The sequence below is a fragment of the Achromobacter sp. NFACC18-2 genome (assembly GCF_900108985.1).
GTDB lineage: Bacteria > Pseudomonadota > Gammaproteobacteria > Burkholderiales > Burkholderiaceae_B > Achromobacter.
In genome coordinates, this window is record NZ_FNYM01000019.1 from 53,259 (window position 1) to 69,263 (window position 16,005).

The 16,005-nt window shown below is 65.7% G+C and carries 14 protein-coding genes; 2 read left to right on the forward strand and 12 right to left on the reverse strand.

The genetic code is table 11. The features are described from left to right. Positions 1 to 5: 5 nt before the first annotated feature. From BMW75_RS24455 to ndk, 6 genes are all read right to left on the reverse strand, one after another. The gene (locus tag BMW75_RS24455) at positions 6 to 644 is read right to left on the reverse strand and encodes a YfgM family protein (protein ID WP_076519909.1); all 639 of its coding nucleotides are present in this window, start codon (positions 642 to 644) and stop codon (positions 6 to 8) included. A gap of 3 nt (positions 645 to 647) precedes the next feature. Beyond that, positions 648 to 1,934, reverse strand: a complete 1,287-nt coding sequence (hisS, locus tag BMW75_RS24460; RefSeq protein ID WP_092582276.1) for a histidine--tRNA ligase — start codon at positions 1,932 to 1,934, stop codon at positions 648 to 650. A 54-nt stretch (positions 1,935 to 1,988) separates the two neighbouring features. Continuing rightward, a complete protein-coding gene (gene ispG, locus BMW75_RS24465) occupies positions 1,989 to 3,275 on the reverse strand; it encodes a flavodoxin-dependent (E)-4-hydroxy-3-methylbut-2-enyl-diphosphate synthase (protein ID WP_056315698.1) in 1,287 nt (428 codons plus the stop codon). A gap of 14 nt (positions 3,276 to 3,289) precedes the next feature. Further along, positions 3,290 to 3,784, reverse strand: a complete 495-nt coding sequence (locus BMW75_RS24470; protein WP_076519907.1) for a helix-turn-helix domain-containing protein — start codon at positions 3,782 to 3,784, stop codon at positions 3,290 to 3,292. Continuing rightward, complete coding sequence (gene rlmN, locus BMW75_RS24475) at positions 3,781 to 4,935, reverse strand: dual-specificity RNA methyltransferase RlmN (protein WP_092582237.1); 1,155 nt, start codon at positions 4,933 to 4,935, stop codon at positions 3,781 to 3,783. Before rlmN ends, BMW75_RS24470 begins: the two co-directional genes overlap by 4 nt. A gap of 109 nt (positions 4,936 to 5,044) precedes the next feature. After that, the gene (gene ndk / locus BMW75_RS24480) at positions 5,045 to 5,470 is read right to left on the reverse strand and encodes a nucleoside-diphosphate kinase (protein ID WP_076519905.1); all 426 of its coding nucleotides are present in this window, start codon (positions 5,468 to 5,470) and stop codon (positions 5,045 to 5,047) included. 422 nt (positions 5,471 to 5,892) lie between these two features. On the opposite strand from ndk, the gene BMW75_RS24485 reads away from it, so the two are divergent. After that, positions 5,893 to 8,787: a valine--tRNA ligase gene (locus BMW75_RS24485; RefSeq protein WP_092582238.1), complete on the forward strand. Its 2,895-nt coding sequence runs from the start codon at positions 5,893 to 5,895 to the stop codon at positions 8,785 to 8,787. Positions 8,788 to 8,985: 198 nt separating this feature from the next. Here BMW75_RS24485 and trmD read toward each other — a convergent pair whose 3' ends face one another. The 3 genes from trmD to rpsP all read right to left on the reverse strand — a co-directional run bounded on the left by trmD (position 8,986) and on the right by rpsP (position 10,882). Then, complete coding sequence (gene trmD, locus BMW75_RS24490) at positions 8,986 to 9,858, reverse strand: tRNA (guanosine(37)-N1)-methyltransferase TrmD (RefSeq protein WP_092582239.1); 873 nt, start codon at positions 9,856 to 9,858, stop codon at positions 8,986 to 8,988. Continuing rightward, a complete protein-coding gene (gene rimM / locus BMW75_RS24495) occupies positions 9,858 to 10,475 on the reverse strand; it encodes a ribosome maturation factor RimM (protein WP_092582240.1) in 618 nt (205 codons plus the stop codon). The genes trmD and rimM overlap by 1 nt, the downstream gene beginning before the upstream one ends. Before the next feature lie 146 nt (positions 10,476 to 10,621). Continuing rightward, positions 10,622 to 10,882, reverse strand: coding sequence for a 30S ribosomal protein S16 (gene rpsP / locus BMW75_RS24500; protein ID WP_008165084.1), 261 nt, complete (start codon positions 10,880 to 10,882; stop codon positions 10,622 to 10,624). 441 nt (positions 10,883 to 11,323) lie between these two features. Here rpsP and BMW75_RS24505 point away from each other — a divergent pair, with 441 nt between their 5' ends. After that, a complete protein-coding gene (locus tag BMW75_RS24505; protein ID WP_092582241.1) occupies positions 11,324 to 11,905 on the forward strand; it encodes a hypothetical protein in 582 nt (193 codons plus the stop codon). A gap of 67 nt (positions 11,906 to 11,972) precedes the next feature. Here BMW75_RS24505 and BMW75_RS24510 read toward each other — a convergent pair whose 3' ends face one another. The 3 genes from BMW75_RS24510 to BMW75_RS24520 all read right to left on the reverse strand — a co-directional run bounded on the left by BMW75_RS24510 (position 11,973) and on the right by BMW75_RS24520 (position 15,932). Next, positions 11,973 to 12,242 (reverse strand): sulfurtransferase TusA family protein, encoded by a 270-nt coding sequence (locus BMW75_RS24510; protein ID WP_092582242.1) that lies wholly within the window; start codon positions 12,240 to 12,242, stop codon positions 11,973 to 11,975. Continuing rightward, on the reverse strand, positions 12,242 to 14,866 hold the full coding sequence (alaS, locus tag BMW75_RS24515) for an alanine--tRNA ligase (protein ID WP_092582243.1): 2,625 nt from the start codon (positions 14,864 to 14,866) through the stop codon (positions 12,242 to 12,244). Before alaS ends, BMW75_RS24510 begins: the two co-directional genes overlap by 1 nt. A gap of 79 nt (positions 14,867 to 14,945) precedes the next feature. Beyond that, positions 14,946 to 15,932 (reverse strand): prepilin, encoded by a 987-nt coding sequence (locus BMW75_RS24520; protein WP_254792124.1) that lies wholly within the window; start codon positions 15,930 to 15,932, stop codon positions 14,946 to 14,948. Positions 15,933 to 16,005: the final 73 nt, after the last annotated feature.

A 16,005-nucleotide genomic window follows, 5' to 3' on the forward strand; every position in this document is an offset into this window, starting at 1 on the left:
TACAGTCACGCTCCGCTCAAGGCATCCAGTTTCAGTTGCACAACCTGGGTCAGGGGATTGGCCTGGCCCAGGCCATCGATGGCGCTCTGCCATGCCGCGCGGGCCTCGTCACGCTTGCCTTGCGCAGCCAGGACATCGCCACGGCGGTCGGCGAACAAGGCGGCAAAGGCTGCCGGCGGGTTGTTCAACTGCGCCAGGGCGGCATCGTATTGCTTCTGGTCCAGCATCATGCCCGCCAGGCGCAGGCGCGCCACGGCCTGCATGGACGGGTTCTTGTTCTGGCCGGCCAGCCATTCGAGCTGTTCGCGCGCACCGGCGTCATCTTTCTGGGCCTGCAGCGCCTGAGCGGCCACGAGGGCGCCGCGGGCGGCATAGCCGGTGTTCGGATACTTTTCGCGCAGCGTCGCGGCGGCCGTCTTGATGCGCACCGCGGAATCGGCGCCACCCAGGCGGGCCGCATCTTCGAGGGCTTCGAAGTAACCCATGGCCTGGTTGGCGCGATGCGATTCATACGCCTTCCAGCCCCACCAGCCGCCCCAGGCCAGGAGCACGACCGTCACCAGCGTGAGCACGAGCGTCCCGTAGCGGGCCCACCACGCCTTGATCGCGTCGAGTTTTTCCTGTTCTTCCAGATCGTATGCCATGCCTTAACCCTTGTTGTTCAATGCGTCGGCCAGCTTCGCCAGCGGCACCTGCTGCTGGGCCGCCTCGCCCTGTTCCTGCGCGCGCAGGAACTTGACGCTGGCGGTCTGCGTAGCCACTTCGTCGGCGCCAAGAATAACCGCAACGCGGGCGCCGCTGGCGTCCGCGCGCTTGAATTGCGACTTGAAGCCCGCCGATCCGGCATGCACGATGACCGACAGACCCGCGTCGCGCAGGTCTTCGCCGACGCGCGCGGCCAGACGCTGCGCCTCTTCGCCCTGGTGCACGACGTAGACGTCGCACTCGGCGGGCGCGGCGATGTCCACGCTTTGTTCCCACAGGTCGAGCAGGCGTTCCATGCCGATGGCAAAGCCCACGGCGGGCGCCGGCTTGCCGCCCAGCAGTTCGACCAGGCCGTCGTAGCGGCCGCCGCCGCAGACCGTGCCCTGCGAGCCGAGGCGATCCGTGACCCACTCGAACACGGTGAGGTTGTAGTAGTCCAGGCCGCGCACCAGACGCGGGTTCAGGCGGTACTCGATGCCGGCGTCGGTCAGGCGCTGGCACACGCCTTCGAAGTGCGCGCGGGATTCTTCGCCCAGGAAGTCGAACAGGCGCGGCGCGCTGTCGGCCATCTCCTGCATGGCGGGATTCTTCGTGTCCAGCACGCGCAGCGGGTTGCTGTACATGCGGCGCTGGCCGTCTTCGTCGAGGACGTCGCGGTGCTTTTCCAGATGCTGGATCAGGGCGGCGCGATGCGCGGCGCGCTCGGCGGGCTGGCCCAGCGAATTCAGTTCGAGGCGCACGTCCTTCAGGCCCAGCAGTTTCCAGAGTCGGGCCAGCATGACGATGAGTTCCGCGTCCACGTCGGGACCGGCGAAACCGAGCGCTTCGACGTCGATCTGGTGGAACTGGCGGTAGCGGCCACGCTGCGGGCGCTCGTGGCGGAACACGGGGCCGATGGAGTAGACGCGCTGCGGACGGTCGTAGAGCAGGTTGTGCTCGATGGAGGCGCGCACGATGCCCGCGGTCATCTCGGGGCGCATGGTCAGCGACTCGCCGTTGAGCGCGTCGGTGAACGTGTACATTTCTTTTTCGACGATGTCGGTGACTTCACCGATGCCGCGCGCGAACAGGCGCGTATGCTCAAGCACGGGCGTACGCACATTGCGATAGCCATAGCCGCGCAGCCAGCCGCGCACGATTTCCTCGAATTGCTCCCAGCGGGCGCTCGCACCCGGAAGCAGGTCATTCATGCCGCGTATGGCGGCGACTTTCTGGAAAGCTTGAGTCATCTTGATCATGCCGCGCCGCGCGCCGGGAAGCGCGCCAGCGGCTACACCCTTACTTTAGTGAGAGGCGAGCGCGCCATAGCGGCGCGCAACGTATTCTTCAACGATGGCCTGGAACTCTTCGGCGATATGGTCGCCCTTGAGCGTGACCGTCCGCTCGCCGTCAACGAACACAGGCGCGGCCGGCACTTCGCCGGTGCCCGGCAGGCTGATGCCGATGTCGGCGTGACGGCTTTCGCCCGGCCCATTGACCACACAGCCCATCACCGCGACGTTCATGCTCTCGACGCCGGGGTACTGCGTGCGCCACACCGGCATCTGCCGGCGCAGGAACGACTGGATGCTGTCGGCCAGTTCCTGGAAGAACGTGCTGCTGGTGCGGCCGCAACCCGGGCAGGCGACGACCATGGGCGTGAAGGCGCGCAGGCCCATGGTCTGCAGGATTTCCTGCGCGACGATGGCTTCGCGGCTGCGCTCGCCGCCCGGTTCGGGCGTGAGCGAAATGCGGATGGTGTCGCCGATGCCCTGCTGCAGCAGCACGGCCAGCGCGGCCGTGGAAGCCACGATGCCCTTGCTGCCCATGCCAGCTTCGGTCAGGCCCAGATGGAGCGGGTAGTCGCAACGGGCGGACAGGTCGCGATAGACGGCGATCAGGTCCTGGACGTGGCTGACCTTGCACGACAGGATGATGGCGTCGCGCCGCAGGCCGAGTTCTTCGGCGCGCTGGGCATTGCTGATGGCCGACACGACAAGCGCGTCGCGCATGACGGCTTGCGCTTCCCACGGCTGGGCGCGACGGCTGTTTTCGTCCATCTTGCGCGCCATGAGTTCGTGATCGAGGCTGCCCCAGTTGACGCCGATACGCACCGGCTTGTCATAGCGGCAGGCGACTTCGATCATTTGCGCGAAGTTGTCGTCGCGGCGCTTGCCGCCGCCCATGTTGCCGGGGTTGATGCGGTACTTGGACAGCGCCTGGGCGCACTCCGGGAATTGCGTCAGCAGCTTGTGGCCGTTGTAGTGGAAGTCCCCTACCAGCGGCACGTTCACGCCCATGCGGTCGAGCTGTTCGCGGATGGCGACGACTTCGCGGGCTGCTTCGGGCGTGTTCACCGTGATGCGCACCAGTTCGGAGCCGGCCTGGGCCAACTCTTTGACCTGGATGGCGGTGGCGATGGCGTCCGCGGTGTCGGTGTTGGTCATGGACTGGACCACGACCGGGGCGTCGCCGCCCACGGTGACGACGCGATCGCCCCACTTCACCGCGACGGAGCGCGTGGCGCGGCGCGCCGCGGCCCCCACCGGGGGAGGCGGCGCATCCTGGCAAGGCAGAGAAGAATCTTGCATCGGGTGGAACCGGGTTACTTGGTCGGTTTGGGCAGCCAGTCGGCCGGCAGCCAGTGCTGCGGCAACCAGCCTTGCCAGAAGGCATACGCCACGCCAGCGGCCAGCACCAGCACGATGGCGATGAGCCATCCCCAGGACGTCGTGGACGAGCGGTCGTCGTCGGCGCTGGATTGCGGAATAGAATGCGCCGAGTGCAGAGAACTCGGGCTCAGCTTGGCCGGGCCGGTAGCGCGGGCCTTGGGATCGAGCGAATCGACGATGGCCTGCGCATCGGCGCCCAGCAGGCGCGCGTAGTTGCGGACCAGGCCGCGCAAGGAAACGCCGGTGGGCAGGTTGTCCCACTGCTCGTTTTCAAGGGCTTCGATCTGCTTGGTGGAAAACTTGATGCGGCTGGACACTTCGTCGAGCGACCAGCCCTTGGACTGGCGCAAGCCGCGCAATGCGGCGCCCACGCTGCCCGAGGCGCCGGCGGACGGTTCGGAAACTGCAGAAGCGATATCCTGCGTCATGCGTGCACCTGTCTGATTGGTATGGTCTGGCGCTGTGCGGCGTTGCGCTCGGTGATCCGAGTGCGGTCGCGCACCTCTCCGGCCAGTTGGCCGCAAGCCGCATCGATGTCGTCGCCCCGGGTCTTGCGGACCGTCGTGATGATGCCGGCGTCCATGAGACGCTGGGCAAACACTTTCACCCGCGCCGAGCTCGAGCGCTTCAGGCCGGACGCGGGGAAGGGGTTGAACGGGATCAGGTTGAGCTTGCAGCGCACCTGGCGTGCAATGTGGATCAGTTCCTTGGCGTGCTGGTCGGTGTCGTTGATGCCGTCCAGCATGCAGTATTCAAATGTGATGAAGTCGCGCGGGGCGAACGCCAGGTAGCGTTCGCAAGCGGCCAGCAACTCCTTCAGCGGGTACTTCTTGTTCAGCGGCACCAGTTCGTCGCGCAGCGCGTCGTTGGGCGCGTGCAGCGATACGGCCAGCGCCACGGGACAGTCCTGCGACAGGCGGTCCATCATGGGGACCACGCCAGATGTGGACACCGTGACGCGGCGGCGCGACAGGCCATAGGCGTTGTCGTCCAGCATGAGACGCAGGGCCGGCAGGACCTGGTCGTAGTTGAGCAGGGGTTCGCCCATGCCCATCATGACGACGTTGCTGATGACACGGGTGTCTTCGGTGGCGCGGGCGCCTTCCAGGCGCGCGGTGCCGATGTCGGCTTCGAGCACGCGCTTGGCCCACCACAACTGGCCGATGATCTCGCTGGTCTTCAGGTTGCGGTTGAAGCCCTGGTGCCCGGTCGAGCAGAAGCGGCAGTTCACCACGCAGCCGGCCTGGCTGGAAATGCACAGCGTGCCGCGGTCGTCTTCGGGAATGAAGACGGTTTCGATGGCATTGCCCTGCCCCACGTCGAACAGCCACTTGCGCGTGCCGTCGGTCGAGCGCTGCTCGATGTTGACGGGCAACGCCTCAATGCGGCAGTGCGTGGCCAGTTGGCCGCGGAATTCGCGGGCCAGGTCGGTCATGGCGTCGAACGAATCGGCGCCGCGCTGGTGCATCCAGCGCTGCAACTGGCGGGCACGAAACGGCTTGCCGCCCCACTGTCCGACCAGTTCGGACAGGGCGGAGCTGTCCAGCCCCAGCAGATTGATTCGTTCGACGGATTCCATAACCAGGTAAAACCAAAACAGAAGCTAGAGCTAAAGCCAGAGCCAAGACAAAGACTGACGCCGAGGCCTGGACTGAAGCTGAAGCGATCTCAACAACTCAAGCCAAAAATCAACGGCTGTGGATGTTGATTTCGGGGAAGAAGAAAGCCACTTCGACGGCAGCCGTTTCCGGCGCATCCGAGCCGTGGACGGCGTTGGCGTCGATGCTGTCGGCGAAGTCGGCGCGGATGGTGCCCGGGGCGGCCTTCTTGGGGTCGGTGGCGCCCATCAGGTCGCGGTTCTTCTGGATGGCGTCTTCGCCTTCCAGGACTTGCACGAACACGGGGCCCGAGATCATGAAGTCGACCAGGTCCTTGAAGAAGGGGCGTTCCTTGTGCACGGCGTAGAAACGCTCGGCGTCGGCGCGCGACAGTTGGGCCAGGCGGGCGGCGATGACCTTCAGGCCGGCTTGCTCGAAACGGCCGACGATCTGGCCGATCACGTTCTTGGCGACGGCGTCGGGCTTGATGATCGAGAGGGTGCGTTGGATGGACATAAAAGACTCCGAAAACTGATTTCTGACGGGTTTCTAGTTAATTGCCTGGCGGGGCTCTGCGCTTGGCGATGTCGCCCTTCGATGCCACCGTTCGGTGCCGTCTACGAGCGTGTCGCGCCCTTGGCGCGCAGGCGATCCGAAACGAATGGGTGCCTCGGGCCGCTCTGTTCCACCTACCAGGACAGGATTCGACACTGCCGACCTGTCGGAGGCGTCCCGGATTGCCTGCGGGATTCCGGATGCGGGTGAATCTGGACGATTCTGCGCGCATTTCCGAAGGAATCCTCAATGAATTCAGGGACTTCTAAAAGGTTTACAGTAACCCGGTATTCTAACACGCTGAGAAGACCGCATTACATCTTAAAATGAGCGGTTTGCTGCCCGCGTCCTATCCGGGCGCCCCTGTCTGCCGGAACTTAGTAATGACTCAAGCTGCTCCCCCGAACGCCGCGCCCATCGCCGGCGAAACCCCGGAACTCTCCAAGAGCTTCGAACCCTCCGAACTGGAATCCCGCTGGTATGCCGAGTGGGACAAGCGCGGCTACTTCGCCGCCGGCCAGCACGTAGAAACGGGGACGGAAAGTCAGCCCTACGTCATCCAGTTCCCGCCACCCAACGTGACCGGCACGCTGCACATGGGCCACGCGTTCAACCAGACCATCATGGACGGGCTGATCCGCTACCACCGCATGTCCGGCGACGACACCGTGTTCATCCCGGGCACCGACCACGCCGGCATCGCCACGCAGATCGTCGTTGAAAGACAGCTCGACGCGCAAAAGGTTTCGCGCCACGACCTGGGCCGCGAAAAGTTCGTTGAGAAAGTGTGGGAATGGAAAGAAAAATCCGGCAGCGCCATCACCGAGCAGGTGCGCCGCCTGGGCGCGTCGGCCGACTGGCCGCGCGAGTACTTCACCATGGACGAGCGCATGTCGCGCGGCGTGGTGGAAACCTTTGTCCGCCTGCATAAACAAGGACTGATCTACCGCGGCAAGCGCCTGGTCAACTGGGACCCCAAGCTGCTGACGGCCGTTTCCGACCTGGAAGTCCAGTCCGAAGAGACCGATGGCCACATGTGGCACATCCTCTACCCCTTCGTCGATGGCCCGCAAACCATCGTCGACAAGGACGGCCAGACGGTCACGCTGCGCGGCATGACCATCGCCACCACCCGCCCCGAGACCATGCTGGCCGACGGCGCCCTGTGCGTCCACCCCGACGATCCCCGTTACAAGCACCTGGTCGGCAAGGAAGTCGAACTGCCGCTGTGCGACCGCAACATTCCCATCATCGCCGACGATTTCGTCGACCCGGCCTTCGGCACGGGCTGCGTGAAGATCACCGGCGCGCATGATTTCAACGACTACGCCTGCGCGATGCGCCACGATCTGCCGCTGATCGTGATCTTCACGCTGGACGCGCACATCAACGAGAACGGCCCCAAGCAGTTCCAGGGCATGGAACGCTACGAGGCGCGCAAGGCCGTTGTTGCGCAACTGGAAGCCGAAGGCTATCTGGTCAAGGTCGAGCCGCACAAAATGATGCAGCCCAAGGGCGACCGCACCGGCGTCGTGCTGGAGCCCATGCTGACCGATCAGTGGTTCGTGGCCATGAGCAAGCCCGCGCCGGAAGGCACGCTGAATCCCGGCAAGAGCATCACCGAGGTCGCGCTGGAAGTGGTGGCCGACGGCCGCATCCAGTTCTACCCCGAGAACTGGACCACCATCTACAACCAGTGGCTCAACAACATCCAGGATTGGTGCATTTCGCGCCAGCTCTGGTGGGGCCACCAGATTCCGGCGTGGTATTCGGAAGACGGCCAGGTGTTCGTCGCCCACGACGAAGCCGAAGCCATCGAACAGGCCCGCGCCGCCGGCGTGTCGGGCCCGCTCACGCGCGATCCGGACGTGCTGGACACCTGGTTCTCGTCGGGCCTGGTGCCCTTCACCACGCTGGGCTGGCCGGAAAACACGCCGGACCTGCAGCGCTATCTGCCCTCCAGCGTCCTGGTCACGGGCTTTGACATCATCTTCTTCTGGGTGGCGCGCATGGTCATGCTGACCACGCACATGACCGGCCAGATTCCGTTCAAGCACGTCTATGTGCACGGCTTGATCCGCGACGCCGACGGCCAGAAGATGAGCAAATCCAAGGGCAACACGCTGGACCCGGTGGACCTGATCGACGGCATCGACCTGGACGGCCTGGTGGCCAAGCGCACCTACGGCCTGATGAACCCCAAGCAGGCCGGCGCGATCGAAAAAGCGACACGCCGCCAGTATCCGGACGGCATCCCCGCCTACGGCACCGACGCGTTGCGCTTCACGATGGCCGCCTACGCCACGCTGGGCCGCAACATCAATTTCGACCTCAAGCGTTGCGAGGGCTACCGCAACTTCTGCAACAAGCTGTGGAACGCCACGCGCTTCGTGCTGATGAACACCGAAGGCCACGACCTGACGGTGGCGGACGCCGGCGAGCTGTCCTTCGTCGACCGCTGGATCGTCAGCCAGATGCAGACCCTGGAAGCCGACGTGGCGCGCGGTTTTGCCGACTACCGCTTCGACAACATCGCCAACGCGCTCTACCGCTACGTGTGGGACGAGTACTGCGACTGGTACCTGGAACTGGCCAAGGTGCAGATCCAGACCGGCACGCCGGCCCAGCAACTCGGCACGCGCCGCACGCTGATCCGCGTGCTGGAATGCGTGCTGCGCCTGGCCCATCCGATCATTCCGTTCATCACGGAAGAGCTGTGGCAGAAGGTGTCCGTCGTGGCGGGCAAGCGCAAGGAAGGCGTCGCCGACAGCGTCAGCGTGCAGCCCTATCCGAAGGCCAATCCGCAAGCCGTGGACGCGGCCGCCGAGGCCGCGGTGGCCGAACTGAAGGCGCAGGTCGAGGCCGTCCGTGCGCTGCGCGGCGAGATGAACCTGTCGCCCGCCCAGAAGGTGCCGCTGTGCGCCCAGGGCGACGCACCCATGCTGACCCGCAACGCGCCGTACCTGGCCGCGCTGGCCAAGCTGAGCCAGGTTGAGGTGCTGGACGCCCTGCCCGACGCCGGCGCCCCCGTGCAGGTCGTGGGTTCCAGCCGCCTGATGCTGCACGTTGAAGTCGACGTGGCGGCCGAGCGTGTGCGCCTGGACAAGGAAATCGCGCGCCTGACCGGCGAGATCGCCAAGGCCCAGGGCAAGCTGTCCAACGCCAGCTTCGTCGAACGCGCCCCCGCGGCCGTGGTCGAACAGGAGAAGGCGCGCATGGCGCAGTTTGGCGAGACCCTGCAGAAGGTGCAGGAGCAGCGCGCCAAGCTGGGGGACTGATCTCCGCTTCGCTCGCAGCAACCCAGAAGCCCCGGACAGGTTCCGGGGCTTTTGTTTTGCTTGCCGCGCACACCGGGGTCCCGCGCATCGCGGGCGCGGGCGCAGGCGCAGGCGCGTGACGGCGACGTGCGGCCGATGGCGGACAGGCGGGGCGGAGACCCCTGCGGAAACATCAGGGGGAAACGGCCGGCGGAGACGTCAGGCGGCGTCGGTCGGCTTGGAAGCGCCGGCCGTGGAAGGCGCGGTGTCGGCGCCTGACGCCTTGCGCGGCCGGCGGCGGCGGGAAGGCGTCGTATCGGCAGGAAGCGGCGACCCGGCCAGCTCGGCCAGGAAACGCTCATCCAGCTTGTTCAGCCAGCCCTTGGCTCGGGCCGCATCGATGAGCTCGGGCCGCCGCGCCGCGGTCAACGCCAGCGAGCGATCACGGCGCCAACGCGCGATATTGGCATGATGCCCGCTCAACAAGGGCGCCGGCACCGGCTCGCCCTCATAGACTTCCGGGCGCGTGTAGTGCGGGCTGTCCAGCAGACCGGACAAGGTGTCGTTGAACGAATCCTGCAGAGCGGAGTCGCCATCATTGAGCACGCCGGGCAAGAGGCGCACAGCGGCATCGATCACCGCGAGCGCGGCGATCTCTCCGCCGGACAGCACGAAGTCGCCCAGGGAGATTTCATGGGTGACGCAGCGATCGATGAACCGCTGGTCGACGCCTTCGTAGCGGCCGCAGATGAGGATGAGGCCATCGCTGGCGGCCAGGGCTTCGGCGCCCGCCTGGTCATAGCGCCGGCCAACGGGGGCCAGCAGCGCGACCGGCGCGGGACCCAGGCCTTGCTCGGCGCGGGATCGCTGAGCCGCACTGACGGCGGCCTCCAGGGGGCCGGCCATCATGACCATGCCAGGACCCCCGCCGTAGGGGCGGTCGTCCACGGTGCGATGCACGTCGTGGGTGAAATCGCGCGGATTCCAGGTGCGCAACTGCCACCGGCCCTGGGCATGGGCCCGGCCGGTGACACCGAGGTCGCGCACCACCCCGAACATCTCGGGGAACAGCGTAACGACGTCGATACGCATCAGAAATCCGCGGGCCAATCGCTGTCGATGCGGCGAGCAGCCAGATCGACGGCGTGGATGTGCGCGCGTACGAACGGAACGAGCATTTCGGCGGGCCGGCCTTTGGCGTCCAGCAGGGTCTCGGGACCTTGGTCCCCAGCCTTCTGGAGCTGGACCTTCAACACGGCATGCGCGCCGTTGTCGAGGACCTCGCTTACCACGCCTATCAGCGCGGGTTCGCCGTTGGCGCTGGAATACAGCGCGCAACCGATGAGATCGACCCAGTAGTATTCGTCTTCCTCGGGCGCGGGGAATGACCCGCGCGGCGCCTGCACGGTATGCCCGCGCAGCGCCTCGGCCTGGTCGCGATCCGTGATGCCCTGCAGTTGCGCCACCACGGTGGCGCCCTGCGAACGGGCTTGCAGGACCTTAATTGCGACAGGTGCAGACGCGACAGCGCCCCGCGCCAATTCAGGCACAGGGCGAGTCAACCACCATTGAGACGCTGAGAGCAGCACTTCGGCGTTGGCCGAATGCGGCTGCACTTTAACCCAGCCTTTCACACCGTAGGCTGCAGTGATGCGGCCAAGCTCGACCAAATCCGTGGGCGCCGCGTTGGAGGTTGCGGCATCAGGCATGTATCGTGCTCTTTATCGGGCTTAGATAGCTATGAATCAGCTATGAATGGTAGCTTTCAAGCGTGTAGCTTTCAGCGTGGAAAAACCAGCAGCTCGCGTATCAGCATCAGCCAAGAGTATCAGCCAAAAATACGCGACGCGGGCAATCAGGCCGCAGCGGAAACCTTGGCCGAGTATTCCTTGACCAGACGCTCGACGGCGGGCGACAGTTGCGCGCCGGTGCCGGTCCAGTACTGCACGCGATCCAGCGCAATGCGCAGGTTTTCCGTGCCTTCGCTAGCCACGGGGTTGTAAAAACCCACGCGCTCGATAAAACGGCCATCGCGACGGTTACGCGAATCGGTGGCCACCAGGTTGTAGAACGGACGCTTCTTGGACCCACCGCGGGCCAGGCGAATCACCACCATAGGTAATCCCTTGAATTAGTTGTGAAAAACGGGAAATTCTAGCACTGATTAAAGCCTGCTGGCAAATGGGAGTGCTGAATTCTGCGATGCGGCGCGATTTATATCCTAAAACACCACATCCGGGTATTCTACAAAACAAGGGCCCAGGCCCGCCGCAGCCCGAAGTGTAGCCTCCCCGCGCTGCTTGTGCCTGCAAACAGCCCGTTTTAATGCGTTTGAGCAGTTGTTGCGTCTGAAGAGCAATCTGATTGGAGCGATCGGATTCATGTCGACCCGCGCAAAACTCTACGCCACGTCTTTGCTGGTCGCCGTCCAGCGACCGCTTTCTCGCCCTCCCCGCCTCCCTGCCCGGCGTCCGGACTTATCGGACCATGCGGCTACGTCCCTGCTTTTTTCCCCACTTCCCCCCCACGAACTACCTCTCACTGGAGTGTGCACATCATGAAGAACCAAAAATCAGTCTTCGCTCCCGTCGCGCGCCTGGCTGTGGCTGGACTACTGGCGGGATCACTTGCGTTGCCTACTGGCGCGTCCGCGCGCGTGATCGGCGCCGCACTGACCACGGCGTCGGGCCAGGTCACGGCGGTGGACCCGGCCAGCCGGACGATCACGCTGCGCGGCGCCGATGGCAACACCGTGGAAATCGTTGCCGGGCCAGACATTCGCAACTTCCAGCAAATCAAGCCGGGGGACACGTTGACGCTGGACTATTACGAGTCCGTGGCGGTGGACGTGCGCCCGGCGGGCTCCGGCGCGCCGGAGGTCGTGACCGAGACTGCGGCCACCCGCGCCGCCAAGGGCGCGATGCCGGGCGGCGCCATCGGCCGGCAGACCACAATCACGGCCGAGATCTGGCATATCAATCGCAGCGCGAATCTGGTCATCTTGAAGGGGCCCCAGGGCGGCAGGCGCACCATCCAGGTCCGGGACCCGGCCCTGCGCGAGAAGCTTCAGCAGTTGAAGGAAGGCGATCTGGTGGACTTCACGGTCACCCAGGCGGTCGCCGCGGCCATCCACAGATAGACGGCGCGGCATGAAACAAGGCCCGCGATGAGCGGGCCTTGACGTTTGGGCGCGGGAGGTCGGCGCGCTAGCGTCGGCGCAGGAAATGCACGCAGCGCCCCTCGGCCTCTTGCTGCGCGACCAGCGTGTTGCCAGTCTGGCGGGCAAAGGCCTGGAAATCGCGGATGGCATTACGGTCGGTGGTGATGACGCGCACCACCTGTCCGCTTTCCATCTGCGCAAGCGCCTTCTTGGCCCGCAGAATGGGCAAGGGACAGGTCAGGCCGCTGGCATCGACCTCTTGCTCGAAGGCCGGCGCCTGGGCGCCGGCATCGAGACTGGAATCGACGTCGCTCATCAGAGGCGCTCGTCCACCCACTTCTGCACCCCGGCGATGGCCGCGGGGAGCGCGGCGATATCCGTGCCGCCGCCCATGGCCATGTCGGGACGGCCGCCGCCCTTGCCGCCCACCTGGCCGGCGACAAAGCCCACCAGATCACCGGCCTTGATGCGATCGGTCAGGTCGGCCGTGACGCCACCCACGACACTGATCTTGCCATCGGCAGAACCGGTGGCCAGCAGCACGACAGCGGGCTTCAGGCGGTCTTTCAGGTTGTCGACCATGCCGCGCAGCGCCTTGGGATCGACGTCGCCGATGCTGGCCGCCAGGACCTTGATGCCCTTGACGTCGACAGCGGCGCTGGAGGCCAGATCGTTGCCGGCGCTGGCAGCGAGCTTGTTGCGCGATTGCTCCAGTTCCTTTTCGAGCGTCTTGACCTGGTCCTGCACCTGCGCGATGCGCGCGGGCAGATCGGCGGGCGTGCTGCGCAGCATGCCGGCGACCTGGGTCAGCAAGGCGTTCTGGTTCTGCACCCAGGCGAGCGCGTTATCGCCGGTGATGGCTTCGATGCGACGTACGCCCGCCGCCACGCCGCCTTCGGAGACAATCTTGAACAGGCCGATGTCGCCGGTGCGGCTGACGTGCGTGCCGCCGCAGAGTTCACGCGAAAAGCCGATATCGAGGACGCGGACCGTATCGCCGTATTTTTCGCCGAACAGCGCCATGGCGCCGCCCTTGACCGCGTCGTCATAGCCCATGACCTGGGCAACGGTGGGCTGGTTGGCCAGGACTTCGGCGTTGACGATGGCTTCGACGCGAGCGATCTGCTCGGCCGTCAGCGGTGCGTCCTGCGCAAAGTCGAAACGGGTCTTGTCGGGATCGACGAGCGAGCCGCGCTGTTGCACGTGCGCGCCCAGGACCTGGCGCAGGGCCTTGTGCATGAGGTGCGTGGCCGAGTGGTTGCGCACCGTGCGGGCGCGGCGCACGGCGTCCACGCGCGCCAGCAGCGTATCGCCGACCGACAGCGATCCGGATTCCAGCACGCCATGGTGGCCGGACACGCCAGCCTGGATTTTCAGGGTGTCGGCGACGGCAAAACGCACGCCATCGGCTTGCAGGAGACCGGTGTCGCCCACCTGGCCGCCGGACTCCGCGTAGAACGGGGTGGCGTCCAGCACGACGACCGCGCTCTGGCCGGCCTGCACTTGCTGGACCTGCGTGCCATCCACGTACAGGGCCGTGACCTTGACGTTGTCCAGTTCGAGCTTTTCGTAGCCTTCGAAGCGCGTCTCGGCGCCTTCATAGCTGAGGCCTTCGGCCATCTTGAACTTGCCGGCGGCTCGGGCCTGGTCGCGCTGGCGCTCCATGGCGACTTCGAAGCCAGCCATGTCGACCTCGACTTCACGTTCGCGGCAGATGTCGGCGGTGAGGTCGACCGGGAAGCCATAGGTGTCGTAAAGCGTGAACAGCGTGGTGCCGTCCAGCACGCCGCCCTTGGGCACGTTGGCCAGGGCGGAGTCCAGGATGCGCATGCCGTGTTCGAGGGTTTCGCCGAAGCGCTCTTCTTCCTGCTTGAGCACCTGGGCCACGCGCTCGGCCGCGGCGGCCAGCTCCGGATAGGCCTCGCCCATTTCGGCGACGAGATCCGGCACCAGGCGATGGAAGAAAGGCTTGGTCTGGCCCAGCTTGTAGCCGTGGCGCAGGGCGCGGCGGACGATGCGGCGCAGCACGTAGCCCCGGCCTTCGTTGCTGGGGATCACGCCGTCGACGATGAGGAACGAGCAGGCGCGGATGTGGTCGGCGATGACCTTGAGCGAGTTGTCTTCCAGATCCTTGATGCCGGTTTCGCGCGCGGCGGCCGCAATGAGGTGCTGGAAGAGGTCGATTTCGTAGTTGGAATGCACGCCCTGCAGCACGGCGGCGATGCGTTCCAGACCCATGCCGGTATCGACACAGGGACGCGGCAGGCGCGGCATGTTGCCCGCGGCATCGCGTTCGAACTGCATGAACACGAGGTTCCAGATTTCGATGTAGCGGTCGCCGTCTTCTTCGGGGGATCCCGGAGGGCCGCCCCAGATCTCGGGGCCGTGGTCAAAGAAGATTTCCGAGCACGGACCGCAGGGGCCGGTGTCCGCCATCTGCCAGAAGTTGTCGGAGGCGTAGCGCGCGCCCTTGTTGTCACCGATGCGGATGATGCGCTCGGTCGGCACGCCGACTTCCTTGGCCCAGATGTCATAGGCCTCGTCGTCTTCCTGGTAGACCGTGACCCAGAGCTTTTCCGCCGGCAGCTTGTAGACCTGCGTCAGCAGCTCCCATGCGTACTGGATGGCGTCGCGCTTGAAGTAGTCGCCAAAGCTGAAATTGCCCAGCATTTCGAAGAACGTATGGTGGCGGGCGGTATAGCCCACGTTCTCCAAGTCATTGTGCTTGCCCCCGGCGCGCACGCTGCGCTGCGACGAGGTTGCACGCGTGTACGACCGCGATTCCTTGCCCGTGAAGACGTCCTTGAACTGGACCATGCCCGAATTGGTGAAGAGCAGGGTCGGGTCGTTGCCGGGGACGAGCGACGACGAAGGGACGATGGTGTGTCCCTTGGACTTGAAGAATTGCAGGAACTGCTGGCGAATCTCGGAGGATTTCATCGTGGATGAAGCAGAATTTAGGGCGAATCGCCAATTATAGAGGGTTGGCGGGAATACGCGGGAACGGGTTGGGGCGGGCTTAGCGGACGCAGACATAGCCGGTGGTCCAGCCTTCGGTTTCCGTCCATTTGCCGCCCGCCGACACAATGACGCCTGCGTAGCCTTCGGGGCACGAGCATTGGCCCGTGCGGGGATTGGCCGTGGAGACGCCCGTGTAATGAAAGCAGCCCAAGGGGTAATTGATGCTGAAGGCGCCGCCGAAGCCCCCGCTCGCCTGCATCCAGGCGCCCGATTCGCAGGAGAGCAGTTGGCCGACGGCGGACGTGGCCAGCGCCCCCGGTTGCGCGCCGCAGGCATGTCCGGGGACCTCCCGCGCGCCCACGGTGACGTGGCCGCCCGCATCGAGATCGCCCGCCACGGACAGCTTGCCTTGCAGGTCCGGGTCGCGGGTGTCGCGCAGCTTGACGTAACCGCTCAGATCGGGCTGTCCGCTGCCCGCCCCCGCCCACAAGGCCAGGGTGCCGGGTGCGTAGGTGGGCGCCCCGGCGGCCGGGGGATTGGGAAAACTGTACGCGGCGCCCCGGAGCTGCGCGGGCGCTTGCGGCCACACCGCCCCGCCGTAGCCCCCCGCCGCCTCGATGACGGCGGCCATGGCAAGAGGGTCCGGAACTTGCGCCCCCTTTTTCAGCAAGGGCTTATCGGCATAGACGACGCCGTCCAGGCGACACGGCTCGCCCGGACAGGTCGGACCGCGCCAGATCCGGATATCGGCGCCGAAACCCAGGGCCGACTGGTCGGGGAAATCGGCAGGCAGGTGACCCTGACCACGCAGTTCGGCCAGGGTGGGCCGCAAGGCGTCCCCGAACCACGGCCGGCCCTGGCCGTCCGTGGGCGCATCGCCCTTGGACAGCGCGTCGGCATGCCGCGACAGCACGCCGGCCACCGCCAGTCGAATCTGGGTCATCCATACGCCCGTGGATCGCGCCGCGGACGCCTCGATGCCGTGGACGACTTCGTTGGAGGCCCAAATGGCGACTGCGGTGGTGATGGCCAGGGCCACGACCATCCCGACCAGGGAAAAGCCTGGCTGGCGCGCGCGGCTGCCGGCCCGGCACCTGTGGCGCCCCGGGACGCCTGAG